This is a genomic window from Enterobacter sp. 04-C-12-SI-ECC (assembly GCF_047530715.1).
GTDB lineage: Bacteria > Pseudomonadota > Gammaproteobacteria > Enterobacterales > Enterobacteriaceae > Enterobacter > Enterobacter bugandensis.
In genome coordinates this window covers 45,266-72,206 of sequence record NZ_JBLKDI010000007.1, presented here as the reverse complement: position 1 = coordinate 72,206, position 26,941 = coordinate 45,266, and the positions used below count along the sequence as shown (strand labels likewise).

The following is a 26,941-nucleotide window of genomic DNA, read 5'->3' as shown; positions in this document are numbered from 1 at the left end:
CATCATTCCTCCACCCGGACTTCACGAAACATTCCCATTTCCATGTGATAGAGCAAATGGCAGTGATACGCCCAGCGGCCAAGCGCATCTGCTGTCACTCTGTAACTGCGTTTTGTACCAGGGGGAACATCTATTGTGTGTTTACGAACCATGAAATTACCGTTTTCATCTTCCAGATCGCTCCACATACCATGCAGGTGAATGGGGTGAGTCATCATGGTATCGTTGATCAGCGTGATCCTGAGCCGCTCACCGTATTTCAGCAGCACCGGTGCGGCATCTGAAAACTTGATTCCGTTAAATGACCAGGCAAACTTTTCCATGTGGCCGGTTAAATGCAGTTCTATGGTACGGCCAGGTTCACGTCCGTCAGGATCCTCAAAGCGGCTTTTCAAATCCGCGTACGTGAGAACCTTTCTTCCGTTATTTCGAAGACCAATACCCGGATCATTTAATTTCGGAGAGACGCTCATCGCCTGCATATCAACCAGTGGGTTATCCGTTTCTGACGCAGGATGACTTTGCATACCCGGCATTCCGGCCATCCGGGAATGATCCATACCGGCCATGCTGCTGTGATCCATGGGCGCGGAGGATGTCCCGCTATCCGGAAGGTCAGCACCGTCCATAGACATCATCTCTCCGCTGTTATCCATGCCTCCCATCTGGCTGTGGTCCATTCCTGCCATATCATGTCCCATTCCCCCCATACCCATATCTTCCATGGTCAACAGAGGACGGGGATCGAGGGGGGGAACGGCAGCACTTAACCCCTCTCTCGTGGCCAGTGTCCCTCGAGCGTAACCGGTCCTGTCCATGGATTGTGCGAAGATGGTATAGGCCTCACCCTGAGGCTCCACAATGACATCATAGGTTTCGGCAACGGCAATCCTGAATTCGTCAACGGTAACCGGGTTTACATACTGGCCATCTGCAGCCACGACCGTCATTTTCAGCCCGGGGATACGGATATCGAAATAGGTCATTGCCGAGCCGTTGATAAACCGTAAGCGTATCTTTTCACCGGGACGGAACAGTCCGGTCCAGTTTTTCAGCGGGGCCTGCCCGTTCATGAGATAGGTGTAGGTGTAGCCACTGACATCCGCGAGGTCAGTCGGATTCATTTTCATTTCAGCCCACATTTTCCGATCGGCAATGGTGGCTGACAGCCCCCTGGTATTCACGTCGCGGAAAAAAGAGCCAACGGTTGGTTTATTGAAATTGTAGTAATCCGACTGTTTTTTTAATTTTTTCAGCAGGCTGTGAGGATTTTCATCGGTCCAGTCAGACAACATGACCACATGCTCACGATCGTAAGTAAACGGTTCTGGCTCCCCGGCATCGATGATAATGGCACCGTATACCCCCTCCTGTTCCTGCAGACCGGAATGGCTGTGGTACCAGTAAGTCCCGTTCTGCTTAACCTTAAAGGTGTAAACGTAGGTATCATCAGGCTCTATGCCCATAAAACTCAGCCCCGGAACACCATCCATATTGGCCGGAAGAATAATGCCGTGCCAGTGAATGGACGTCTGTTCATTAAGACGGTTTTTGACCTTCAGGGTAATGGTGTCACCTTCTTTCCAGCGAAGAACGGGCCCCGGCAGGCCTCCATTGATTGTTTTGGCCTGACGCTCACTGCCCGTGATATTGACGGCCGTTTCACCAATGGTCAGGTCAAACTGAGTACCCTGCAGGGATGCGGCAACTGGCAGGCTCAGACTGGAACGCGCATTGAAACTCCATACGCCAAGACTTCCGGCTACGCCAGAGAGGGTTAACCCCTTCAGGAAAGTTCGTCGAGACGTTTTCAACAGCATGCGCATTCCCTTATTTAAAGTATGGTTACTGACAGAATTCGAGAACCGATTTAAATTAAATTACTGGTTCATCCACTTACAATGAAATGAATCTAGCACACCTTAAGAAACAAATTCATTACAATCGTGTAATGTACATAGCTGTATTACATTTACGTCATCTTCCCCACAGGTTGATTATTTTTATATATGATCATAAGGACATCTTTTATGTACCTCATAAGGACATCTTTTATGTACCTCAGAAGGTAATTACACATGAATATATTAATCACGACCACTGCGTTTACAGCTTTATTTTGTGGGGCAGCTTTTGCTCAGTCCAGTGATATTGCCCATGAAGCACATCGATTTGTTAATAATGCCTCAGCCGTCAGTCATGTGAATTCCTCGACGCATGAAAACTTACCGGACAGGGTTAATAAAAACAACACGCCCTCATTCTCTGAAATGAATGAACATGAAAGGGCCATTGTTGCTCATTCATTTATGAACAACAGCGCGTCCTATGCGCATCAGAAAATGATTGAGGAACATAAAAAAATGCTGTCCGGCAGTGATGCAAATTCAAAGACCTCGTCTTCTTCTTTTAACGAACTGAATGCCGGAGAAAAAGCCGCTCTCGTGCATGAGCAGGTCAATAATGCCGGTGCGGAAGCACATCAGACGCAGGCAAGAAAGCTTCGCGGGCTGTATTCGACCAGGTAACTGCAGGCGGGTTAGTGCTTAGCGTCAGGTGCGCAGCAGGGCTTTACTGACGGGTTACGTAGCAGGACATGAGCCCCATATTGCTCTGCCGTAACCTGTTTCAGTCCCGTTAATCATCACCGTCGGGCTGGTCATACAGTTCCCAGAGCTTCAGGAGCAAACGGGAAACAAGATATGTTACAAAAATGACGACCATCAACGGTGCTCCCGATTAACTGACAGATGACACGCCTCCTGAAAACCCCTAGCATACGCCGCAGTGTTCATGCTAACGGCGAATTCCAGTAAATGTATTCTACCGATGTCGTAAAAGAAAATGCCTACCTTTCAGCCACCCGCTCGGGGCTGGAATCGAACGAGATCGCTACTCTTCAGCGCTCCTTGCCTTCCCGGTTTAATCTGCGGCATTTGAAAAAAAATGAATCATTAAAACTCGTACTGCAAAAGAAAGCGGGAAAATCACGTGTCGTGGCCTATAAATTTACGTCCGGTTCATTTAATTACACGGCGTATCGTATATCAGATAAAAAGTTCTATAACCTTTCCGATACTTCCGGGAAAGGCAGTCTCGATTATCCGTTACCGGCCACAGCAAGACTCAGTTCGCCTTTCAATCCTGCAAGACTTAACCCGGTATCGGGAAAAGTGAGTCCCCATAATGGCATTGATTATTCCATGCCCATGAACACGAAAATAGTCAGCGTCATCGACGGAAAAATCACCCGGGCCGAATACAACAGTACCATGGGATATTTTGTTGAAGTAACGGGAAAAGCCGGTATTAAAACTCGCTATCTCCACCTCAATAAAATACTCGTTACTAAAGGGGCCAGGGTTACACGGGGAGGTGCTATTGCGTTATCCGGTAACAGCGGACGTTCATCCGGTCCTCATCTGCATTACGAGCTGGTCATCAATAACAACCCTGTTAACTCTCTGGCGTTCCGGGCAGCGGCACCCGCTGATAACAAACTCGAACAGCATGCCTTTGCGCATGCCAGAGACTACGAACGATACCTGGACTGATAACGGGACCGCGACGCGGCCCCGTCTGCCGGATTAATTTTTTTTATCGTTTTCACTTCCGTGATGTTGATGATCTCCATGCCCTCCGTGGCCGTGGAAAAGATGCATTAGCGGGCAGACCAGCAATAACAGATATGGCCAGTAACCTGCCACATGTGACCAGTGTTCGCGCAGGAGGGCAAATGCCGCGATCGCGGCGACAGCAATAAGCGCATAGGTGGTACTTTTCATACTGGACTCCTTCTGTTCGTAACTGACCCTTCACTCAGTGTTATTTCCCGAGCCTGACACTTTTCAGACGCAACGCATTCACAATGACGCTGACGGAGGAAAGAGCCATGGCCGCCGCCGCAATAACTGGCGACAGCAGTATTCCATACACAGGATAAAGCAGACCTGCAGCCACAGGCACGCCAAGTGCGTTGTAGATAAATGCAAAAAACAGATTCTGACGGATATTTTTCATGGTGATCTCTGACAGATGACGGGCCCTGTTCAGTATCATCAAGTCGCCTTTGAGAAGGGTGACTCCGGCACTTTCAATTGCCACATCTGTACCCGTTCCCATGGCTATACCCACGTCAGCCGCTGCCAGCGCCGGGGCATCATTCACACCGTCTCCGGCCATCGCAACCACATGGCCAGACTCTTTCAGTCGGGTTATCACTGCTTTTTTGCCATCCGGCAGAATTCCGGCTTCAACCTCATCTATTCCCAGTTTCCGTGCGACTGCTTCAGCAGTAAGCTGGTTATCCCCGGTGAGCATAACGATGCGGATCCCCGCCTGACGCAAAGCTTTAAGCGCATCCGGCGTGGTTGTTTTCACGGGATCCGAGATAGCTATCAGGCCTGCAAGGTCCCCGTCTGTGGCCACATAGATAACGGTAGCGCCTTCCATCCGCAACGTATCCGCAACGGCCTTTTGATTATCAATAACTATACTGTTTTCCTGCATAGCCAGTTCATTACCAATAACAACCCGTTGACCTTCGACATCGCCTGAGACCCCTTTACCCGACGGTGCATCGAAATGAGTGACTGCGGGTATTGCGATCCCCTTTTCCTGTGCTGCTTTAACTACTGCCATACCCAGCGGATGCTGCGAGCCTTTTTCCACTGCGGCTGTTACACGCAAAAGAGATGTTTCCCCACCCGGATTGAGACTGATAATCCCTGTCACCGTAGGCGAACCTTCCGTGAGCGTGCCTGTTTTGTCGACAACCAGCGTGTCCACTTTTTCAAGACGCTCAAGGGCTTCGGCATTCCTGATTAACACCCCGGCCTGGGCTCCTTTGCCCACCCCCACCATTATCGACATCGGCGTGGCCAGCCCCAGCGCGCAGGGACAGGCAATAATCAGGACCGACACAGCCGCAATGAGACCGTGCGCCATCCTGGGCTCGGGCCCCCAGACAGACCAGATCACGAAAGCAACAACCGCGATAAGTATCACCAGAGGAACAAACCAGCCTGAAACGCTGTCAGCCATTCTCTGGATGGGGGCACGCGAACGCTGTGCATCAGCGACCATCTGAACAATTCGTGAGAGCATTGTTTCATCACCGACTTTCTCTGCACGGATGATGAGACTCCCTGTCTGATTAATGGTCCCCCCGATGACAGGGTCACCCTCCGTTTTGGTAACCGGCATAGATTCCCCGGTCACCATCGATTCATCAACGGTTGTTTTGCCTTCGATCACGATACCGTCGACCGGAATACTCTCTCCAGGTCTGATGCGGAGCTTATCGCCAGGCAGGACATCTTCCGCATTAATATCCGTTTCATGACCGTCATGATCCAGCCGTCTGGCGGTTTTGGGGGCAAGGTTCAGAAGCGCAGTAATGGCGCCTGAGGTTTGTTCCCGTGCCCGCAGCTCAAGAACCTGTCCCAGCAGAACAAGCACCGTAATAACTGCTGCGGCTTCAAAATAAACGGCCACCAGGCCATCCATGTTTCTGAACGATGCAGGAAACCAGGAGGGGAAGACGGTTGCAATGACGCTGTAAACCCAGGCTACGCCGGTCCCCATTGCAACAAGGGTAAACATATTCAGGGAGCGGTTACGTAACGACATTCCGGCCCGGGCGAAGAATGGCCAGCCACACCACAACACGACAGGGGAGGCCAGAAGCAGCTGCAGCCATGTGTTGTACTGTGGCGGTACTGTATTCCTCAACTCGGGAAACAGATGAGATCCCATTTCGAGTACCAGAACCGGAAACGCCAGCAACAACCCCAGCCAGAAGCGTCTTGTCATGTCGTGAAGTTCATCACTCGGCCCCGTGGATGCCGTAGCTACGAGCGGCTCCAGTGCCATTCCACAGACAGGACAGCTTCCGGGACCACTGCGGCGTATCTCCGGGTGCATCGGACATGTCCACACACCTTCAGAATTCTCTTTTTCCGCCTGGTGGTGAGGCTGTTTTATCTGATCAGGGCTGACTTCGTGATGATCGTGGTGATGGTGATGGGAATGTTCACTGGCATCTTCGGTAAGATAACGATCGGGATGGGCTTTAAATTTACTCTCACAGCTGGCGGAGCAGAAATAAAGTTGATGGTCCTGGTATCGAATGCTGCTGTGCGCCCTGTCGGGCAGGATGGCCATCCCGCACACGGGATCTCTCACCTTATGCAATACGTGGCCCTCGTCCGGGGATAATGTCTGCTCAGAAGCAGTCTGGTTGTTGTGTTGCACTGCATTGTCATTTTTCACAGTAACTCTCCTTATGCATACCGAAGCATCTTCTGTCTTCAGGGTATGTCATGGATGCGATTACCACGAATATCGCCGGCACAGGAGTGCCTGCTACCGGCGTCCCGTTATCAGCCGTTCCGCTGACTATTCGATTCGCTGGAAGACTTTTTTACTTCCATCCGGTGAGAATGCGATAACATCGTAAGCTTCTTTTCGGGCTCCCATCTCCATTCCAGGACTTCCTGCTGGCATACCGGGGGTGGCGAGACCGTATATACCTGAACCAGACTGCATTGCCTTATGTATCGTTGTCGCAGGCACATGGCCTTCAATGATCAAATTACCGGCAACCGCGGAATGACAACTTCGCAGTCCTGCAGGAATAGCATGCTTTTCTTTCAGGGCTGACAGCGCCTGATCATTCATGACGTGAGTTCGTACTTCAAACCCGTCTTTTTCCATCGCCTTGCCCCACAGGGAACAACAGCCACAGTTTTCAGATTTGTACATATCAATCACTTTTTCACTCGCCATCGCGGGCAGTGAAAGGCCGAGAGCCAGCGCCATCAGAACCACTTTTTTCATACTCACCTCTGTATATTATCGATTTAAACCCTGACGTCAGGGTGAATCAGTAAAGAAGGACACCCACAGGGGGTGCCCTTTCAGGTTCAGGACACGCTTTTTTTATGTCTGCGCAGCCAGATTAATTTGTAGGCGGCAGGAATAATGAACAGGGACAGCAGCGGAGCCGTGATCATCCCACCAATCATGGGTGCCGCGATACGGCTCATGACTTCTGAACCTGCACCGGTTCCCCAGAGTATTGGCAGCAGACCCGCAATGATCACCGCCACGGTCATGGCTTTCGGCCGGACACGCAGTACGGCACCATGATAGAGGGCTTCATCAAGGCCTTCCGGTGTGAACGTCTCTTTACGGGACAATTCCGGGTGCGCTTCAATGGCATGACGCAGATACATCAGCATGACCACGCCAAACTCTGCTGCCACCCCGGCCAGAGCGATAAACCCCGTTCCGGTTGCGACAGACATATGGAAGCCCTGCCAGTACAGGAACCATATCCCGCCAACCAGGGCGAACGGCAGGCTCATCAGGATCAGCAGGGCTTCATCAACCCGGCGGAATGCCAGATACAACAGGATGAAGATGATCATCACCGTCATCGGCACCATCAGCTTCAGTTTCTTGTTGGCATGCTCAAGCAGTTCAAACTGTCCGGAGAATGACACGCTGGTACCCGGTCTCAGTTTCACTTTCTGACTGATCGCCGTTTTAATGTCATTAACCACCGACACCATATCCCTGCCGCGCGCGTCAATGTAAATCCAGCTGGCTGGACGGGCATTTTCCGTTTTCAGCATAGTCGGCCCGGAAACGACCTTAATATCCGCAACATCGCCCAGCGTGATCTGCTGCTTCATCGGGGTCAGGATCGGCATCTGTTTCAGGGCCTGCGGGCTGTTCCGGTAATCCTGCGGATAGCGTATATTAATCGGGTACCGGGCCACGCCTTCAACCGTTTCCCCTACCGTCGCGCCGCCGATGGCTGATGAGATGAACAGCTGCACATCGCCCACCGTCATTCCGTAGCGGGAGGCTTTTTCCCGGTTGATATCCACATCAATGTAGCGCCCGCCTTCCAGTCGCTCTGCGAGAGCAGACACTACGCCGGGTACGGTTTTGGCGACCGCTTCGATACTCTGCGCCGTTGCATCGATATCGGACAGAACCGTTCCGGACACCTTGATACCTATCGGGCTTTTGATCCCGGTTGAGAGCATATCAATACGGTTACGGATTGGCGGCACCCAGAGGTTTGCCAGCCCCGGTAAACGGACGGTCCTGTCGAGTTCTTCAATAATCTTGTCAATCGTCATGCCTGGACGCCACTGATCCTCAGGTTTGAGCTGGATCGTGGTTTCAACCATTTCGAGCGGTGCGGAATCCGTGGCGGTCTCTGCTTTACCGGTCTTGCCAAATACAGAGGCCACTTCAGGAACGCTTTTGATTAACTTGTCCGTCGTCTGCAGGAGCGCTGCAGCTTCAGCCGGAGAGACACCCGGCAGGGTCGACGGCATATACAACAGGTCGCCCTCGTTAATCTTCGGCAGAAACTCACCGCCCACCTGGCTCAGCGGCCAGATAACGGTGAAAATGGACAAGGCCGCAACCAGCAGGGTTGTTTTTGGCCAGTGGAGAACCCGCAACAGCAATGGATGATACGCTTTGATCAGTACCCGGTTCAGGGGGTTACTGGTCTCTGCAGGAATTTTCCCCCGGATCCAGAATCCCATCAGAATCGGAATGACGATGATGGCCAGCGCGGCCGCGCCCGCCATGGAGTACGTTTTCGTGAATGCCAGCGGGCCAAACAGACGTCCTTCCTGACCTTCCAGGGTAAAGATAGGAATAAAGGACAGGGTGATGATCAGCAGGCTGATAAACAGTGCGGGTCCCACTTCAACGGAGGCATCGGTAATCACCTTCCAGCGGGTGGCGTTGTCAATCTGCTCACCCGGATGCTGATGATCCCACTCCTCAAGCCGCTTATGCGCATTCTCAATCATCACAATGGCGGCATCCACCATCGCACCGACGGCAATCGCTATCCCTCCCAGCGACATGATATTGGCGTTCAGTCCCTGGAAGTGCATGACGATAAAGGCGATACACAGACCAAGCGGCAGAGAGATAATCGCCACCAGGGCAGAACGTACGTGCCACAGGAACAGGGCACAGACGATGGCCACCACGATAAACTCTTCCAGAAGTTTGGAACTGAGGTTATCAATCGCCCGGTCGATGAGCTGGCTGCGATCGTAGGTGGTCACGATTTCAACGCCTTCCGGCAGGCTGGCCTTCAGCGTCTCAAGTTTATCCCTCACTGCCGTGATAACGTCGCGTGCATTTTTACCCGACCGCAGGATCACCACGCCGCCAGCGACTTCGCCCTGGCCGTTCAGCTCGGCAATACCACGCCGCATTTCAGGCCCGGTCTGCACGCGGGCAACATCCCGCAGATAAACCGGCACGCCGTTCTCGCCTGTTTTCAGGACGATGTTATTAAAATCATCAATGCTCTGAAGATAACCGCTGGCACGGACCATATACTCAGCTTCGGCCATTTCAACGGATGAGCCACCGGCCTCCTGGTTAGACGATTCAAGGGCCTGTTTCACTTCGGGCAGGCTGATACCATACTGAGACAATTTTACCGGATTGACCTGAATCTGGTACTGTTTCACCACGCCGCCAACCGAAGCGACCTCAGCCACGTTCGGGATGGTTTTCAGCTCAAATTTCAGGAACCAGTCCTGCAGAGAACGCAGTTCTGAAAGGTCGTGTTTTCCGCTGCGATCGACAAGGGCATATTCAAATATCCAGCCCACCCCCGTGGCGTCCGGACCGATTTCAGAACTCACACCGGCGGGCAGTTTTCCCTGTACCTGGTTCAGGTACTCCAGCACGCGGGAACGGGCCCAGTACAGATCGGTGCCGTCTTCAAAAATGACATACACATACGAATCACCGAACTGTGAAAAACCACGCACGGTTTTTGCGCCAGGCACGGACAGCATGGTGGTGGTAAGTGGATAGGTGACCTGGTTTTCTACAATCTGCGGGGCCTGGCCGGGATAGCTGGTTTTGATAATGACCTGCACATCTGACAGGTCAGGCAAGGCATCGACAGGCGTGTTAATAATCGTCCATGTGCCCCAGATGCTGAGAAACAGGGCCCCCATCATGACCAGGAAACGGTTGGCGACAGAGCGCCGGATAATCCATTCAATCATCGTCGTCTCCTCAGTGCCCTGAATGCATATTTACAGGCTGGTCAGACATTGCTGGCATACTGCTTTCTGTTTTTTCAGGGTGGCGCATACGTTCCAGTGCGCCCGTAATATTGGCTTCAGAGTCAATGAGGAACAGGCCACTGACCACCACGGTATCGCCTTCATTCAGGCCGGAGCCGATGCCGGACTGTTGCTGTGACTCATGCAGAACGTGGATCTGTTTCGGCACAAACTTGCCTTCATCATCAACAGTAATCACGCGCTGTTCTTTGCCGGTATCGATAACGGCCTGGCTTGGTATCAGCAGCATCTCCTGGCTTCTGGTATTCAGTTTCAGATAGGCATTCATGCCCGGCTTGAGAAACTCATCCTTATTAGAAACCTGGAGACGGACCTGAAGCGTACGGGTTGTCTGATCCACGCTGGGAAGAATATTCCATTTTTCGACATGGAATGTTTTATCCGGATAAGCCGGTACCGAAATTTCAAACTGCGACGTATCTTTCAGCAGATAGGCGATAGATTCTGGCACTGCAGCGCTGATCCAGACCGGGTCCATTCCCTGAATCTGAGCCACCACCTTATCTTTCGAAATATTCATGCCGGTGCGCAGGTCAAATGCAGTAATGACACCATCAATAGGTGCTTTAATGGTAAAACGGGTCTGAATGCTCCGGGTAGAACGCAGTCTCTGAATATCCTCTTCCGGCATACCTGCCAGGCGAAGCCGTTCCAGAACGCCTTTAATTTGCGTGGAAGTACCACCGGTGCTGGATAACAGAAGGAATTCACTCTGTGCTTCCACCCAGTCCGGAATGGTAATATCGATAAGTGGCGTCCCCTTCTTCACATGATCGCCAATCGTCATGGGGTAGACTTTTTCGACAAACCCGTCAGAACGCGCCTGCACAATAACAAACTGATACTCGTTATAGCTGACATTAGCCGGGATTGTCTGAGAATAATTCAGCATTCCTCGCGTGACTTTTTGCGTTTTTAATCCCAGATTCTGAACCTGGGTTGGGTCGATACGGATCCCGCCACTGCTTTTATCGCCACTGTCATCAGCATATTTTGGCACCAGGTCCATATCCATAAAGGGCGATTTTCCGGGTTTATCAAATTTGGTATCCGGTTTCATTGGGTCATACCAGAAAAGCACCTTTCGTTCCGGTGCCTTTTGTTCTGTTTTTTCTGTCTTTTGTGCTGAGTTTACATACTGCCAGGCAGTAACCGATATCAGCCCCCCTGCTATGAGGCTGCTGATAATTATTGCAGCATATTTTATCTTTAAAGAAGCCATACAATTTTCCGCTAAAAAATCAAAACACCTGGCATATGCGCCTGACGGTTAACTCACACATATACCTATGTGAATGTACAGGCGCACAGGATGTAATCGCTCCGGACAGCCAATCAGGACTGCGTCACGTTAATGCTTTTGAGTAAGGAGATATTGCCCTGCTGAATAAACGAGAAATCGACATGGTTGCCTGTTTTCAGGGCATTAATAGCATCGTCTGCATTAACAAAAGTAAAGCGCATGGTCATTGCAGGCCAGCCCACCGCTGGAATTGCTTCATGCGAAATGGTGATTTTCTTAGTATTCATATCAATGTCTTTAACGACACCGGTGCCCTTGATAACTTGCTGTACCGAAGCATCACTGGCAGTATTCATATCGCCATGCTGATGTGTTTCAGCATGAAGACCGGCAGAAAACATGACAGAGAAGGCACCAAATAAAACGGCTTTAAGTGAATTACGCATTTTAATTTCCTGATTAATTAAATAAATTTACTCTACCCAACCGCCACCCAGCGCGGTAAACAGATTAATTTCGTTAACCTGCCGGGAATAGGTAAGATCGAGAATGGTTTGCTGGGTAGCGAAGAGGGAACGTTCTGCATCCAGCACTTCGATGTAACTGACAGCACCACTTGCATACAATCCTCTGGCACGCTGGAGAGTTATCTGAAGTGAATCAAGATAACGCTGCTGTGACTCAAGTTGCTGGCTAAGGCTGTCGCGCAGCGCAAGCGTGTCGGAAACATCCTTAAAGGCTGACTGAATTTTTTGTTCGTAATTAACCACCGACTGTTGCTGGCGAATTTCAGCCAGCTTCAGATTGGCTTTATTCCTGCCAGCATTAAATATAGGAATTTCAATTTTAGGGATAAAATTCCACATTCCACTTCCTGACGTAAACAGGCTGGACAGCTCCGTACTGCTTGCGGAAAGACCACTGGTCAGGGTAATTGAGGGGAAAAAGGCCGCTCGCGCTGCGCCAATATTGGCATCAGCCGCTTTCAGCTGATATTCCGCTTCCATAATATCCGGTCGCTGCAGCAAAATTTGTGAAGACAGATTTGGTGGCAATTTTACTGGGGCTATCTCCCCGCCTTTCATCCCTTTTTCTGACGGAAGTGCGCGGTACGTTCCCAGCACCAGTTGCAGGGCATTGTTTGCCTGAGCCAGATCGCCTTCTCGTTTGGCTATTTCGGCGCGGGTACTTTCGATTTGTCCTCGCGCCTGTTCAAGTGCCAGAACGTTCGTACTCCCGGTCACGAGCTGCTGCTCAACGAAAGCATAGGACTGTTGATAATTTTTCAGCGTTTCCCGCGCAATACGAAGTTGTTCGTACGCCAGTTGCTGGCTGAAATAGCTTTGTGAAACGTTGGATACCAGCAGGATGTGTACGGCCCGACGGGCTTCTTCGCTGGCAAAGTAGTTCTGGCGATCAGCATCACTCATGTTCTTAAGTTTGCCGAAAAAATCGAGCTCATAGCTGAGCTCCAGTCTCGCGTCGTACTCCTGTGTGGTCGGCTTGTCACCTTTCAGACCACCGCTGTATGTTATCCCGGATGAGGCATTCAGCTGGGGATAACGATCTGCATCCGTGACGTTGAACTGGGCTCGGGCCTCTTCAACCTTCAGGGCAGCCATTCTCAAATCACGGTTATTAGTCAGAGCTTCACCGATCAACCGGGTAACCTGGGGATCGACAAAAAAGTTACGCCAGCCCGTATCCTGATAGCCATTTACCGCTGGCGTCAGGCTGTTATGGGACAGTGAAAACTGCTGGGGTACCGGTGCTGCGGGCCGCTGATATTCAGGCGCAAGCGACACGCAGCCTGCCAGGATGAATATCGTGCTAATGCTGAGTAATTTTAATTTGAACATAACGCTTCTCGTCCAGGCAGACCTGGTAAATGGTTCAAATGAAGTCCAGAGTATTGATAGGGGTACTTTACCTAACGCTCTCTGTTTGCCGGGTGACAGGATAATGACAATGTTGTCATTTTTGCTGTAATCCGTTGATAACGATCGTGGGCGCAATAGAATGACATTAGCAGCCAGCCGGGGAGCAAGATGAAAATATTGATCGTCGAAGACGAAATTAAAACAGGTGAATATCTCAGCAAAGGGCTTACAGAGGCAGGGTTCGTAGTGGATCACGCTGATAATGGTCTTACCGGATATCATCTCGCCATGACAGCCGAGTATGATTTAGTCATTCTGGATATCATGCTACCTGATGTGAACGGCTGGGATATCATCCGCATGCTGCGCACTGCCGGAAAGGGTATGCCGGTCTTACTGCTGACAGCCCTCGGCACGATCGAACATAGGGTCAAAGGACTGGAACTGGGTGCGGACGATTATCTGGTTAAACCCTTTGCGTTTGCCGAACTGCTCGCCCGGGTGAGAACCCTTCTGAGGCGGGGAAACACGATGATCACGGAAAGCCAGTTTAAGGTGGCTGACCTCTCGATTGATCTCGTATCCAGAAAAGTCAGTCGCGCCGGAAACCGCATTGTGCTCACCAGTAAAGAGTTCAGCCTGCTGGAATTCTTCATTCGCCATCAGGGAGAGGTTCTTCCCCGCTCCCTGATTGCCTCTCAGGTCTGGGACATGAATTTTGACAGCGACACTAATGCGATCGATGTCGCAGTAAAGCGACTCCGCGCTAAAATAGACAACGATTACGAGACAAAGCTGATCCAGACAGTCCGGGGCGTGGGCTACATGCTGGAGGTCCCGGATGCATAGCAAACCTTCCAGACGCCCTTTCTCACTCGCTCTGCGGCTGACCTTTTTTATCAGCCTGTCCACGATACTGGCTTTTATCGCATTCACCTGGTTTATGCTGCATTCTGTTGAAAATCATTTTGCCGAGCAGGATGTCAGCGATCTTCAACAAATCAGCACCACACTGAACCGTATACTGCAGTCCCCGGTGGATCCGGATGATAAAAAAATAAGCAAAATAAAGGAATCAATTGCCAGCTACCGCAACGTTGCCCTTTTGCTCCTCAATCCCAGGGGGGAAGTGCTCTTTAGCTCAGCTCAGGGGGCGGCACTACGCCCGGCAGTGAATTCAGCAGATTTTAGCGAGCACAGCCGCGCACGGGATGTCTTTCTCTGGACGGTGGAGGATCCTGCGGGACCGATGGATACCGGGTCCGAAATGAAGATGGAAACATACAGGATTATCGCCTCCTCTGGTCAGGCGATATTTCAGGGCAAACAGCAGAACTATGTCATGCTGACTGGCCTATCCATTAATTTCCATCTCCATTACCTCGATGCGCTGAAAAAGAACCTGATTGCGATTGCCGTCGTGATAAGCCTGTTGATTGTTCTGATCATTCGAATCGCTGTCCGTCAGGGGCACCTGCCCCTTCGTAATGTCAGCAATGCCATTAAAAACATCACCTCCGAGAATCTTGATGCGCGACTGGAACCGACACGCGTTCCCATTGAGCTGGAGCAACTGGTTATCTCGTTCAATCATATGATTGGAAAGATTGAGGATGTCTTTACCCGCCAGGCCAATTTCTCTGCCGATATCGCGCATGAGATCAGAACGCCCATCACCAATCTGGTGACGCAGACTGAAATCGCACTGAGTCAGGATCGAACACAGAGGGAACTTGAGGATGTCCTCTATTCCAGTCTTGAAGAGTATAACCGGATGACCAAAATGGTCAGCGATATGCTGTTCCTGGCACAGGCAGATAATAATCAGCTGATACCTGACAGGGTCATGTTTGACCTCAGAGCGGAAGTCATGAAAGTCTTCGAGTTTTTCGAAGCCTGGGCCGAAGAACGCAATATCACGCTCAAATTTAACGGGATGCCCTGCCTGGTTGAGGGAGATCCACAAATGTTCAGAAGGGCGATCAATAATCTGTTATCCAATGCCCTGCGTTATACCCCGGAGGGACAGGCAATCACCGTCTCAATAAGAGAGCAGGAGAGCTTTTTTGACCTTGTGATTGAAAATCCGGGGAAACCAATCCCTGAAGAGCATTTATCAAGGTTGTTTGACCGTTTTTATCGGGTGGATCCGTCCAGACAACGAAAAGGAGAAGGCAGCGGCATCGGCCTTGCGATTGTGAAGTCAATCGTGGAAGCACATCACGGAAGAGTGCAGGTGGAATCGGACGTACACTCAACGCGTTTTATCTTATCCGTGCCCAGACTGGAGAAAATGATTCCGGACACCCAGTGCTGGGAATAAAGATTTAAATGACAAAGATGTCATTAGCCTGTCATGCAGCAAACAGAAGCCATTCGATATAATTAGTGCAACTTATCAGGAAGGCTGGATTGCTTTATCAATATCCGGCGTCAGTGGACGCCAGGAAATGAATATCCAGTCCCCTCCCGGAGAAATAAACACTTCCGAACCTGTTTCAGTTATGGAACTGAAAACACCGGTTGTACTCCCCCGGACATCACTAATTAAGAAATGGAGAGTTATCATGAAAAATATCGTATTAGCATCCTTGCTGGGCTTTGGCTTAATTTCTTCGGCCTGGGCCACTGAAACCGTGAATATCCATGAGCGGGTCAACAATGCACAGGCACCTGCTCACCAGATGCAGTCTGCTGCGGCTCCTGTCGGGATCCAGGGGACTGCACCTCGTATGGCCGGTATGGACCAGCATGAACAGGCCATTATTGCTCATGAAACCATGACGAACGGGTCGGCGGATGCGCACCAGAAAATGGTGGAAAGTCATCAGAGGATGATGGGAAGTCAGACCGTTTCCCCTACCGGGCCGTCGAAGTCATTAGCGGCAATGAATGAGCATGAAAGAGCTGCAGTTGCCCATGAATTTATGAATAACGGTCAGTCTGGCCCACATCAGGCCATGGCCGAAGCGCATCGTCGCATGCTCAGTGCAGGCTGACGGCGAGGGAAGTATCTGTGCTGTCCTTATTTCCTTGATAGATTTTTCCGTAACCGGATATATGGCAACATCTTTGCCCCCTACAGGGGGCATTTTTATCAGATTCTGCTACAGTTAACGGGCATCAACGCTAAAAGGATATTTTTTATGAAAGCCAGAAACACTTTATTTGCAGTATTAATGTTATCCCTGCCAGCGATTTCAGCAGAACATTCAGAAATGAAAATGACTGATATGTCTACCTCGGCTTCGTCACAGGAATATATGGCTGGCATGAAAGACATGCATGACAAAATGATGGCTGCCGTAAATGAGTCCGATCCCGACAAGGCTTTTGCGAAAGGCATGGTAGCGCACCATGAAGGGGCAATAGCAATGGCTGAGACCGAGCTCAAATACGGAAAAGATCCGAAAATGAGAAAGCTCGCGCAGGACATCATTAAAGCTCAAAAAGGTGAAATTGAGCAGATGAATAAATGGCTTGATAGTCAAAAGTAAACATTGTAGAAATGTCACGACAAGCGTGATTTTACATCGTTCCTGGGCGCGGGAGTCGGTTAATATTTATATAATTCAAACCCGATTAATTTCGGGTTTTTACTACTCTGTACTCCGGTCCTTTGTTGAGGACCGGAATATATGCACCTGAGATGCTTATTTAATACATTATCTCGTCATGGATACAATGTCGCTCAGGATCTCAACCAGCTCGCTTCTCTCCTGCGTTCCGTCATGATAGGTTGATCTTGAGATGATTCTTTCTGATGTCATCTGAGGCCAGAATTTATCTAGTACATTATCGGGTTTCATTCCCACAGCCCGGCCGATTATTTTTTTAGCGTCACAGGTGTCCGTAAACGTGACGGCTACACCAGTAATTTCCTCGATAAGATCCGGGCACAGATAGTTTTCTATCTCACGTTTGCGCGTAGCGAAAAATACCTTACCGGCCTCCTCTACTTCTTTTTTACGCTTCTGGATGGACAGAACCTGTGCAGGGTCTCCCCCAATATCGGAGTCCAGAAATACGCACCAGGGAAGCCCCAGATCTTTGGCCAGATTCAATGTAACCCAGTGTTTGACGCTACCACACCCTCCTATGAGGACTGGCACTATTTTCACGTCCTCCAGAGAGGCTGGCAGCGCACCTGACTGTTTTAATGAACTGGCCGCATGCCTCAGGAAAGTAACATCCGACTTTCCCTCTACCAGAACAATCCCCTGCGCCCTTTCCATACCGGTCTCTGGCAGCACCCCCAGGCTTTCAGTGGCTTCCTTCAGCACTGCGTCATCCGGCATTTTTACTACGGGTTCACCCGCCTCATTTCGGGTAACATAACGTACGCCTTCGACAGGGATTAATCCGGCCAGCGCCGGGACATGGGTGGTGACGATAATCTGACGGTGCGGCTGGCCTGCCAGTGCCAGTAACGCTTTCATCAGCATCATCTGATAGTTCGGATGCTGTGACGTTTCAGGCTCCTCTATGGCATAAATCACATTTCTGGGCGTCCCCGCGACATTCTTTTCAGCCTCAGCCCGAAAAAAATTCAACAGGATAAGCCTCCTTATCCCGCTGCCGCGCTTATTGATGGGGATGCCATTTTCCCCGTCCAGGGTGAAATTGAAGGTCCACTTGGGTTTCTCCTTAAATCGTGGAGTCAGTTCACTGGCGAGTTCGGGGGCCATTTCACGTAATTTATCCAGCGTTCTCTGTGCGACATCCAGGACGCTGTCCTGAATCTCATTTTCCAGCGCTGTAATTTTGTCCTGCAGCGCAGCCTGAGCGTCTTTTACGGCCTGCTGTAAGGGGTTTTTAGCTTCGGAATCCCCGTCGCTGCTTTCCCTGTCGGCTTTGAAAATCGCATACGTGGGCAGCAAATCGAGGATCTTACCCCATAATGATTTTGTGTCGGTTCCGAACTCTTTATCGACATCCAGCATAATTTCCGAACAGGTATAGGGGGCTGCGGCTTCCCTGATGGCCTGACGCCATAACGATGCAGTGCGTTTATCCGCCACATTTTTTTCAACTTCTTTTCCCACCGCCTTGAGCTCAGAAATTTTCATGCCCAGTAAATTTCTCAGGGGCTCCTCATCCGGGTGGATGCAGCGGATGCAGGTCTGCTCCGGTTTTCCTGAGGTCGTTGCTTTAAACGTTTTGACGATTTCAAAATTGCCGTCCTCATTCAGCAGATGTTCTGAGGCGAGCGTGGTCTGCACCCTGTCGTCGATCATGATAAAATCGGGCAGGTCATCAAATTCACAGGCTATTTCAAAACGGCCGTCCCCTTCTCTTAGGCTGAAACAGTTCATGTCATTCTTGTCAGCCTTCATTCCTTCTGTTTCAAAAAAAATAGCCAGCGCTTCCAGAAGCGTTGATTTCCCAAAGTCATTACGACCGACAATACCCGTCATGCTTTCATCAATAATGATTTCAGTAGAGTTTCTGTAGCCTCTGAAGTTTTTCAGTTTTAATTTTCTGAGCCGCATATGAAGTCCTGTGTGTAAGAAAGCGTTTTGCTGCAACCTGAATACAAAATATATTTTCAAATGCCTGCCAACAAGCAGGGATAACCGTTATTCAGAATATCTTAACGACATTTCGGGATTATGATCTGGTCGCGCTTTCAGAACTTTACTGCCCCTCAAAACACCGGAAACTAACTTGTGGTTGGTTACATGGCAAAGTTAAAACTCCAGAATCATGGGTAATGATTTCAATGCTTATTATATTTTTTGGAATTGACTCATGAGCTTTATAATTTAAATGATAATAATAACCATTCTTTTATGCGTAATATTTGCTACTGACACTGATGAATTTAAAAGAAGATAGATTTTCATTTACGGATTATTTCCTAAATTCATCGATAATGTGATCGACATAAAATTTTCACTGAAGAATGAAGAGATAATTTAAGGCCGAGCGAAATAGCTCAAAATGGTGTATTTAACATAACAGAAGAAATGAAAGGCTCTATCGCAACCTGATACTTCAGGCCGCTAAGGGGTTAATCTTGTTGAAGAAAAATTAGACCGGGAAGCGCCAGGCGTCACCATTTCTCCCGCCTGGCTGGAAGTGAAGAATAATTGTGCATAGCTCCGTATTCGGGCTTTGCATCTGACAATGGTTCCCTGGATGAAAGTACGATCTCCACTCCAAGGACGCTGAACACCCTAAACAAACGCTCAAAACCCGCACTTGCAGGGTTGGCCTCTAGTCGGGCATAAGTTTGCTGTGTTATACCCAAACGTTCAGAAACATCTTTTTGCGTCAGTCCATTGGCTTTGCGAAAGCCGATTAAAACAGGACGTAACTGATTCAAAGTCTTCAAAGCGTATTGAGTGTTCATAAGTGACCTTCCGTATCGACGAGTTAACAAGCATAACGCAGGGATTTACAGCATATAGGCTGTAATGCTCATTAACAGACTATAGGCTGTAATACGAATCCTGCCAAGATGCGGCATCTTTCAAATACAAGGCCGTATTGGGTAAGCAGTACACCGTTATATAGCACCCCTTGCCCCTTTGCTGGAGAGGGACCCACGTGATCGCAGGTCTTTTAGACGTTGTTGCTAACCGGCATCATACACAGGTGGTAACCCCCAGGGAAACTCTATGAGTGATAATTTATTCCTGCCCCAGTCAAAATATAAAACCTTATCTAACTAGCTTTCTTAGTATTTTATAAATGAAGTGAAATTAGCGAAGAAGTTTTACATTGTAAAGTGAGCAAAAATATTTACCATTCAACTGGCAAAATTTACAATCTGCAGCCCTTAGCCTGAGAAAATGCACATTAACAGAATAATCATCAAGTCCGATAGAGGCATAACTTACGTCCTCAAAAATATCAGAAATAAATGAGTTGAAATTACAAAAATTAACTTCACTTAACATCTTGAACACCGCAGAAATATATCTATCATGCATTATCTTGACTTCGATAACCTTAGATAAACTTGAATGCGACTTACATTTGAAGAGATCAAAGAGAAAGTAAATCAGCATATTTTTATTGTCCGAAATCCATTTTAAAATTTTATTACGTGCACATGGTAATATATACACTGGATTTTTGAAAGGGTTTGAAACGTCAACCACAAGGGAACAATAACCATGAGGATTTATTCCACTTATAATTAAGTCACTAAGTCCTTTCACTGCATTCAAATAGTTATCAAAACAAACCTCATATAAACTGGTACTATGAACTGCACATTTAGATTCAAACAACCATCTATGACGCAGATAACCAATGCCTTTAGAGTGTATATCTTCAACAATACATTTGTGACAGTAACGAATGTTTGAGATGTTTACCAATGGATATGAATTAGTTATGTGAAAATTTTTCCGACAGGCATCTTCAACAGCGTTAAAATACCCGTAAACACCAGAAGATAACGACACTATATTGGAAGTTAGTATATAACCATTTCTAGTGGCAAGAATGTCATATATATCCTGCAAGCTATGCAATTTGTACATATCAATCAGTTCGAAACGAGGAAAGGCATCGTACCTTAGTGCGCCATGCTTTGATATTATGTTCCTGCAATTGGATAAGTTATACATTATCTGTGAACGCAGAAGAAAACTGTGCCACAATTCATTTTCGTAAACCATATAACTCCCTCTTATTTAATTAGTTCCATTTTTCTGAGAAGTATCATTGTCATTGGTAGTTTATCTCTGTATTTCAAAAGCCAGCCATGCCCTCCCAGTAAAGCATCTAGACTTGTAAGTGACATCGAGTACTGCCCCTGAGATAAAACATCATTTATTAATGATGATGAGATAATATCTCTCTCGCTCCAGTCTACTCTTTTATTTTTATAGCATCGTATTGTTTTAGGAAGACAGGAATTAAGCCAGTCACATTCATGTTTATTTAGCCAATAGAAACTTGCATAACAACTTTCTTTGACTAACTTTCGTGTTATAGAAACGGATTGATTATGTATAAATCTTAATATTTTCTGCTTATGACGCCGTCTTAAAGAATCTTTTTTACATTTTTTACGCCATGAGCATAAACCGTAACAAGATGAAATTACAGAGGATACAGCTCCTTCCGATAATGAGTTTTTCTCAGCTATGGATGCCAGACTAAACCCCCTTACAGCCATAGACTTGATAAGCAATTCAGTGAATATATTAATTTTTGTGTTTCGCTTAAACGCCCTCAGGTATTTTTTATAAATAAGTGTTTTAATGTAACATCTGCTGCGACTAAATTCCTTCCCAAGGTTGCTAACACTAGTATTATTTTCAACTATATGAAAACTGTATTTCTTATGACTTTTAAAGATTTCTTTCTTTTTATTAGTACGACTTCCTGCATACGTTGGCCAGCAAGTATTTAACAAACAATAACAAAGCAAAAGATGCTTTGTGGGATGCTGACAACATTTGTCTTTGAGTATAGGCTCCCAGTAATGATAATCAGTTAGGGATGTTGGTATAAGTCCCGATGAACCCTCCCCAAATAACTGGCACTTAGCATAAACATGTGCGTAGAATACATTTTTCTTTAAATTTCCATCCAATGATAATAAATTCAACTTTTTAAGTACATCCATGTAATTGGGGTGTGTAATATCTTTTCTTCTGATTATATTTAGGGACTCATAACAAAACTTAGCAAAATCGAAGTCTATCTCATTGCTAAGTTGTTCTGTATACGAAACAGGAGGCATCAGTCCAATACGTATGTGCGGTGAAGAAGGGACATGGATGCTTTCAAGCGCTACCGGATGCCGATGGCAGGTTGTAACCCCATGAAGCTGATGCGCCAGATGCCAATAAGTAACACCATAATGAAAAGTATCTTCACGAGCGCAAACCGGGCAAAACTTCAATAGTGTGCGCTGCCCTAGTGAAAAATTACTAAGGCGGCACAATCGATTAAGCCTGGCAGGGGTCGTGTTGAAATCCATAATTTCATTACGACTGATTGGTAGTGCCCAGGCAAAAAGAGGGAGTAAAGTCTGTTCATGCCAGAGCTGATCTGCCCTTTCGGATGTATGAAGAGAAATAGCCTTTAATCCTGAATTGAGAATTGGATGGACGTTCATATCAGGTTTGTTGAAAATGATCGTTAACAGAGAAGATGGGGACATACCGTACACGGTAGTTGTCCGACAAAACCGGCTGAACAAGGATTCATCAGGCAAAACAGGCAACATTCTCATTTCCCACACCTCTCTTTGACCGTTACGAACTGTTACCTCATTACAATTTATTAAGTGGATCTATATTTATAAGCCCGCAACGCTGAAGAGCATCGTAGGTATTTTTCTTTTCAGCTGTTCTGTTGATAACAAGATCGTGGTCAAGAGACAGTATTTTCTCGTCGAAATTGCGCAAAACCTCGTCTATTTTTCCTACGAATTCCTTGTGCTGTGGCCTGTCTATATCCCCAGGGATCAAAGACTTTAGGGACTTCTCTGCCATGATTTTAGCCGAAGCATCACCCTCATTAGATGCAGAGAGCCATTTAGCTTCCTCATCTTCAGTCGCGGCCCCCGGGAGTGGAGTATCCTTATATTCCTCCGTATGACTCACGAGTACCGGTACAGAGGCCGACAAGACTGCGCCAGTGATGATTTCATTGCCGCTACCGATAACCTTTAATTGTGCCCCCCGATAAATCATCTGAGCCAATCCAATATTGCCTTTAGATAAAATGAATAATTTTTCGTTTAACTCATCATTTAATGGAGTTTCAACATTTGTCCATTGTAATGGCCATAAATAATGAATAAACGATTGCCAGTCTTGTGAATCGTATCTAACATTCTTAATTTTCATGTAACCACCAGACTCTGCCCGCCTGGCAATTCTCATTTTCTTTGTCAGCGTCTCGTCAAAAGGATGATTTCCACAAAAAACCATAGATACCCCCATGGAATCTACAATTTCATGTAAAAAATCAATCAACTTACTCTCACCCCCGGTTCTTGAAAATTTAAGCCTCTGCATTTCATCAATAACAAGGATACCCAAAAATGATGATTTAATTCTTTGTGCAATCTGGCGAGCCAGAGCACCATTTCTAATCTCAGGTGTAGTTCGTTCAATACCAATTGCATCATCTAATTTTTGTAAAATCTCTTCACAAAGGTCTCTCACACTTGAATTGTATGGACAATTAATCTTTACCCATACAATTTGCTTACTGAAGCCGGGAAAAACTCCTTTATAGCTGCTGTGTTCTATAATCTGAGGGAAATGATCCATGACTTGCTCAATCATGGTAGTTTTTCCAGAACCACTCATTCCAACTATCGTAATAGTTTCAGCCTGGGATTTAAAATATCCACTTTCTGGCTCAATATCAGGACGCTCATTTCCATAGTAATGAAGATATTGAATTGTTCCGCTTTTTAAAGGATTACGAGCTGCATAGCTTTCCCTAAGTGCCCGTAAGATCATCTTATAAGCCTGGATAAGATTGGTTTGAGGGCAACGGAATTTCTTTATACGTTCGACATACTGCTCTCTAACATTCGCCGGGGCAGTCCAGCGGATTTTTTCGTCAATTTCGGGGAAATAACTCATTTCCAGAAGTACTTCATCTTCCGTAAGCGCTTCAGGAAGTGCTTCAATTAAGGGATTGCCACGATACTCAGGTAACTCCTGTTCTTTATATATCGCTGAAACGCGCCGTATAAGATTCATTATTCTGCGTCCTCAGTCTTCTTCTTACCTTTTAACCATCTTTGTTTCTCCTCCCGGCCAGGCAAAAGCAGAACATTACTGGATGAAGGAAGTAGGGGTTCAGATCTTCCATTAGCAACATGAGTTCGCCCTAATGAATCAAGTTCATTTTTCCTGTTCTTTTTAATATCTTTATCATGTACCCGGCGAGATTCGTATATTTCATTTAATCTTTCGTTACCTTTCCTGTTAAATTCATCTTTATTATTGATATTGCTGAGCGAATCCAGAGTAAATAAATTAATTTCTTTTTGAGTATCTACCCAATCAGCCATTACATCTGTATCAAGATGAGCTTTCCCTTTAAATACATCTCTTTTCTTAAGTAGGTAATGTTTTTTGAAAATGCTATTTTTGTCAAATCTTACATATATATAATCTACGCAATTGTCATCTATTCTTGCTTCACAAGTGGTTCTTCCAAATACTCTGACACCTGATGCAATTTCAGGATCACATTCATAAAAAAGATTATTGTACTGAATCCCACCGGCGGTAATGTTAGCGTTCACAGGGATTAACAATCGTGCGATCACTTCGTCGGCCCCAACGGCTCTTGCGCTGAATCTCCCGTGCTTTAAGCTTATCATCCAACTATTTTTTGGTGATATTACGAGATCATTTTCAATCAGTAAGGGATTGATATAAGCCAGTTCCTCATACGTTCTCTGATTATGTGCAAGTATCTCCCGAATCAGTAAAGACGTGACCTCCTGAATCGTTAAACAAGCCCTGGATTGCGGTGTTGGCTCTCCTTTAACAATCTTTCCCCTTCGTGTTGTTCCAATAAGCCTATGAATAACCTCATCATTCAGAATGCCGAAACAGCGTTCAACAATGCTTTTTCTGTCGCCTCTACCGACTGGCGCAAACTCAAGTTTTGTCAGGGGGGTCATCTCTTCCTGAGGTTTAAGACCAATCATCTCCCCGTTGTCACACATCAATGTTAATGGAATGTGAGAACAAGGCCAATCATCATCAGTAATAGAGATTCCAAATAATCTACAATATTCTTTTTTTGGCATAAAGCAATTTGCTAACGCTTGTCGGGCGGCTCGCCATGAAGCATGATATAAAGAAACATGAAGGCCAACAATCATTCTTGTTGCACGATCCACCACTGTATAAATAGTAGGACGCCCAATGACTTTTCGTCTGTTTAAACTCGAAATAAGATGTACATCAGCGACAGTTGAGTCTATTTCGAAAACATCACCCGGCAAAACAGTTGTATTAGCCACACTACCTAAAAGCGCCCGCATTTTGAGGTCTATTTCTTTTTTCGTGTTCTTCTTATTTATCGAGAAATCTTTAGTGAAGAGTTTTTTATTCCAGTATGAAAATTGTTTTAAAGAAGGAACATATGGAGCTCTATTTTCTAGGTTTGCTGTTTTAATTTCATCCCTAAAATACAAATCAATATGTCTCTCTAATGTTTTCTTTATCGTATCTCCGTTAACTTTATAATGATACGTAATGAGAGATTTTCTAATATTATTTATATCTCTTTCATTAAGAATGAAAACACGTGATCGTTCATTAGGTAATGCTCTGTTTTTTTTGGAATTCCCAAGTTTAATTTCATGTTTGATTCTACTTTTCCCAGCGGCGCCACAGTTCGAGAATGCGGGTAGCAATGCATAAATATCCTGCCCATGTCGCCAATACAACGCCAGAAGCGTTCTGATAGTATATTGTGATATTTTTTTATTTCTTGAGTAATCCATTAAAAGGTGCGACTTTTTATGTAATGCATAGTCGAACAGAAACATTCTGTCATCTACAAGATCTTTAATGATATTGTAATTTTCATCTCGCCTTCCTCTGTCTTTATCTGTTAATTCTTTCTCATCTACTAACATATATGAAGGATATATATAATCTTTACAAGTTATGCTATTTGATTCAATATAATATTTAAACATAGAAAATGAGAAAGGGATTGGCTTACCCGTTCTTTCTGATTTTATTTTAAACAAAATTAACAAATCGACCTTTCTGTCAAAATCCAAAACACGGTAAAGTCCCTCTGCAAGCAAATCAGTGCCTTGAGAGAGCCAGACTGAATTCCTAATAATATCCATTTGCGTTCAGTCCTATATAGTGGTCATTGGAAATTATCTTTATCAGACCGGTTTCGAGTATTGGATATGATAAATCAACATTTATCATTTTTAATCCAATCATTGCCTGCAATAACATCATCGCTTCTTGTGCATCTACCCCAAAGATTGATGAAATCATTGCACGTAGTCCTACTATGGGATAAACATCTGGTTTAAGCTTCCATAGGATTTTATCAAGAGGATATTTATCATAAAATTCAGAACCATCTCTTAATACAGAAGTAGCCCAGCAAATGTTTTTACCGACGACGTTATTGAGTTCCGAGCCAACATAAATTTGAAACTCAACATCAATCAACTGCCAAAACATCCTCTCTATTTCAAGTTTTTGGGCTTCGCGTTCAGGTATGCTCTCGTTATGTTTTACTGCTATAGCTTTGTATCGAAGTCCGCCTTCAGGAGTTCTCAAGGTCAGTAAAAAATCGGTTGTCATAACATTCAGAACTTCGACAGGTACTCCTCTTACTCCCCTCACCATAGGATGTTGAAAATGTAGATGATTTGCTATTTGTTGGGTAAGCCGGAGAGGAAAGAGTGGGAATTGTTCCCGGATATCAATCACCGAGTCATTAAACTCAGCCAGATAGAAAAAGTTACTTTCGACAGAAGAAAGGAGATGATGGTTTCGAAACGTCTTAAGGCCAAAGACTATCGAACGGTTTCCACGGGATTTAACGTCCTGAGCTCTAAGCCAGGGCTGATAACTTTGGCCATAGCCCACTCCTATGCCGTCACCTAGCGCATTTTCATAATCCAAATAGGATTTGAGACGCCTACCCCTAGCCATGATCGTACCCTAAAAACGACA

At 46.7% G+C, this 26,941-nt stretch carries 21 protein-coding genes; 6 read left to right on the top strand and 15 right to left on the bottom strand.

The window, feature by feature from the left end:
* Positions 1 to 2: 2 nt before the first annotated feature.
* A complete protein-coding gene (gene pcoA, locus ACMWL8_RS11975; protein ID WP_000925240.1) occupies positions 3 to 1,820 on the bottom strand; it encodes a multicopper oxidase PcoA in 1,818 nt (605 codons plus the stop codon).
* Between the two features lie 258 nt (positions 1,821 to 2,078).
* On the opposite strand from pcoA, the gene ACMWL8_RS11970 reads away from it, so the two are divergent.
* Both ACMWL8_RS11970 and ACMWL8_RS11965 read left to right on the top strand, forming a co-directional pair.
* Positions 2,079 to 2,528: a copper resistance protein gene (locus tag ACMWL8_RS11970; RefSeq protein WP_001023257.1), complete on the top strand. Its 450-nt coding sequence runs from the start codon at positions 2,079 to 2,081 to the stop codon at positions 2,526 to 2,528.
* A 288-nt stretch (positions 2,529 to 2,816) separates the two neighbouring features.
* Positions 2,817 to 3,554, top strand: a complete 738-nt coding sequence (locus ACMWL8_RS11965) for a peptidoglycan DD-metalloendopeptidase family protein (RefSeq protein ID WP_001724005.1) — start codon at positions 2,817 to 2,819, stop codon at positions 3,552 to 3,554.
* A gap of 33 nt (positions 3,555 to 3,587) precedes the next feature.
* On the opposite strand, the gene ACMWL8_RS11960 is transcribed toward ACMWL8_RS11965, so the two are convergent.
* The 7 genes from ACMWL8_RS11960 to silC all read right to left on the bottom strand — a co-directional run bounded on the left by ACMWL8_RS11960 (position 3,588) and on the right by silC (position 13,256).
* Positions 3,588 to 3,785, bottom strand: a complete 198-nt coding sequence (locus ACMWL8_RS11960) for a DUF2933 domain-containing protein (protein WP_000843494.1) — start codon at positions 3,783 to 3,785, stop codon at positions 3,588 to 3,590.
* Positions 3,786 to 3,825: 40 nt separating this feature from the next.
* A complete protein-coding gene (silP, locus tag ACMWL8_RS11955) occupies positions 3,826 to 6,273 on the bottom strand; it encodes an Ag(+)-translocating P-type ATPase SilP (protein WP_001353604.1) in 2,448 nt (815 codons plus the stop codon).
* A gap of 126 nt (positions 6,274 to 6,399) precedes the next feature.
* Entirely contained in the window at positions 6,400 to 6,840 is a 441-nt protein-coding gene (locus tag ACMWL8_RS11950; protein WP_000758225.1) for a DUF411 domain-containing protein, read from the bottom strand.
* An 86-nt stretch (positions 6,841 to 6,926) separates the two neighbouring features.
* Positions 6,927 to 10,073 carry a Cu(+)/Ag(+) efflux RND transporter permease subunit SilA gene (gene silA / locus ACMWL8_RS11945; RefSeq protein ID WP_000574029.1) on the bottom strand — a complete coding sequence of 1,049 codons (3,147 nt, stop codon included), beginning with the start codon at positions 10,071 to 10,073 and terminating at the stop codon, positions 6,927 to 6,929.
* 10 nt (positions 10,074 to 10,083) lie between these two features.
* Complete coding sequence (silB, locus tag ACMWL8_RS11940) at positions 10,084 to 11,376, bottom strand: Cu(+)/Ag(+) efflux RND transporter periplasmic adaptor subunit SilB (protein WP_000157620.1); 1,293 nt, start codon at positions 11,374 to 11,376, stop codon at positions 10,084 to 10,086.
* Positions 11,377 to 11,489: 113 nt separating this feature from the next.
* Complete coding sequence (gene cusF / locus ACMWL8_RS11935; protein WP_001246155.1) at positions 11,490 to 11,843, bottom strand: cation efflux system protein CusF; 354 nt, start codon at positions 11,841 to 11,843, stop codon at positions 11,490 to 11,492.
* Positions 11,844 to 11,870: 27 nt separating this feature from the next.
* The gene (silC, locus tag ACMWL8_RS11930; protein WP_000475506.1) at positions 11,871 to 13,256 is read right to left on the bottom strand and encodes a Cu(+)/Ag(+) efflux RND transporter outer membrane channel SilC; all 1,386 of its coding nucleotides are present in this window, start codon (positions 13,254 to 13,256) and stop codon (positions 11,871 to 11,873) included.
* A gap of 189 nt (positions 13,257 to 13,445) precedes the next feature.
* On the opposite strand from silC, the gene silR reads away from it, so the two are divergent.
* The 4 genes from silR to ACMWL8_RS11910 all read left to right on the top strand — a co-directional run bounded on the left by silR (position 13,446) and on the right by ACMWL8_RS11910 (position 16,774).
* Positions 13,446 to 14,126: a copper/silver response regulator transcription factor SilR gene (silR, locus tag ACMWL8_RS11925; RefSeq protein ID WP_000697968.1), complete on the top strand. Its 681-nt coding sequence runs from the start codon at positions 13,446 to 13,448 to the stop codon at positions 14,124 to 14,126.
* Positions 14,119 to 15,600: a copper/silver sensor histidine kinase SilS gene (gene silS / locus ACMWL8_RS11920; protein WP_000555736.1), complete on the top strand. Its 1,482-nt coding sequence runs from the start codon at positions 14,119 to 14,121 to the stop codon at positions 15,598 to 15,600. Before silR ends, silS begins: the two co-directional genes overlap by 8 nt.
* Positions 15,601 to 15,844: 244 nt before the next feature.
* Positions 15,845 to 16,276, top strand: a complete 432-nt coding sequence (gene silE, locus ACMWL8_RS11915; RefSeq protein ID WP_000790485.1) for a silver-binding protein SilE — start codon at positions 15,845 to 15,847, stop codon at positions 16,274 to 16,276.
* 147 nt (positions 16,277 to 16,423) lie between these two features.
* On the top strand, positions 16,424 to 16,774 hold the full coding sequence (locus ACMWL8_RS11910) for a DUF305 domain-containing protein (RefSeq protein WP_000647571.1): 351 nt from the start codon (positions 16,424 to 16,426) through the stop codon (positions 16,772 to 16,774).
* 168 nt (positions 16,775 to 16,942) lie between these two features.
* Here the strand turns inward: ACMWL8_RS11910 and ACMWL8_RS11905 are convergent, their stop codons facing one another.
* From ACMWL8_RS11905 to ACMWL8_RS11875, 7 genes are all read right to left on the bottom strand, one after another.
* The gene (locus tag ACMWL8_RS11905; RefSeq protein WP_001239419.1) at positions 16,943 to 18,769 is read right to left on the bottom strand and encodes an AAA family ATPase; all 1,827 of its coding nucleotides are present in this window, start codon (positions 18,767 to 18,769) and stop codon (positions 16,943 to 16,945) included.
* Positions 18,770 to 19,332: 563 nt separating this feature from the next.
* Complete coding sequence (locus ACMWL8_RS11900; protein ID WP_001097216.1) at positions 19,333 to 19,632, bottom strand: helix-turn-helix domain-containing protein; 300 nt, start codon at positions 19,630 to 19,632, stop codon at positions 19,333 to 19,335.
* Positions 19,633 to 19,984: 352 nt separating this feature from the next.
* Entirely contained in the window at positions 19,985 to 20,911 is a 927-nt protein-coding gene (locus ACMWL8_RS11895; protein ID WP_000262423.1) for a hypothetical protein, read from the bottom strand.
* An 11-nt stretch (positions 20,912 to 20,922) separates the two neighbouring features.
* A complete protein-coding gene (locus tag ACMWL8_RS11890; RefSeq protein WP_032245338.1) occupies positions 20,923 to 22,479 on the bottom strand; it encodes a TnsD family Tn7-like transposition protein in 1,557 nt (518 codons plus the stop codon).
* A 40-nt stretch (positions 22,480 to 22,519) separates the two neighbouring features.
* Complete coding sequence (locus ACMWL8_RS11885; RefSeq protein ID WP_001049180.1) at positions 22,520 to 23,968, bottom strand: ATP-binding protein; 1,449 nt, start codon at positions 23,966 to 23,968, stop codon at positions 22,520 to 22,522.
* Complete coding sequence (locus tag ACMWL8_RS11880) at positions 23,968 to 26,091, bottom strand: transposase (RefSeq protein ID WP_414751589.1); 2,124 nt, start codon at positions 26,089 to 26,091, stop codon at positions 23,968 to 23,970. The genes ACMWL8_RS11885 and ACMWL8_RS11880 overlap by 1 nt, the downstream gene beginning before the upstream one ends.
* Entirely contained in the window at positions 26,078 to 26,920 is an 843-nt protein-coding gene (locus ACMWL8_RS11875) for a TnsA endonuclease N-terminal domain-containing protein (RefSeq protein WP_000090707.1), read from the bottom strand. Before ACMWL8_RS11875 ends, ACMWL8_RS11880 begins: the two co-directional genes overlap by 14 nt.
* Positions 26,921 to 26,941: the final 21 nt, after the last annotated feature.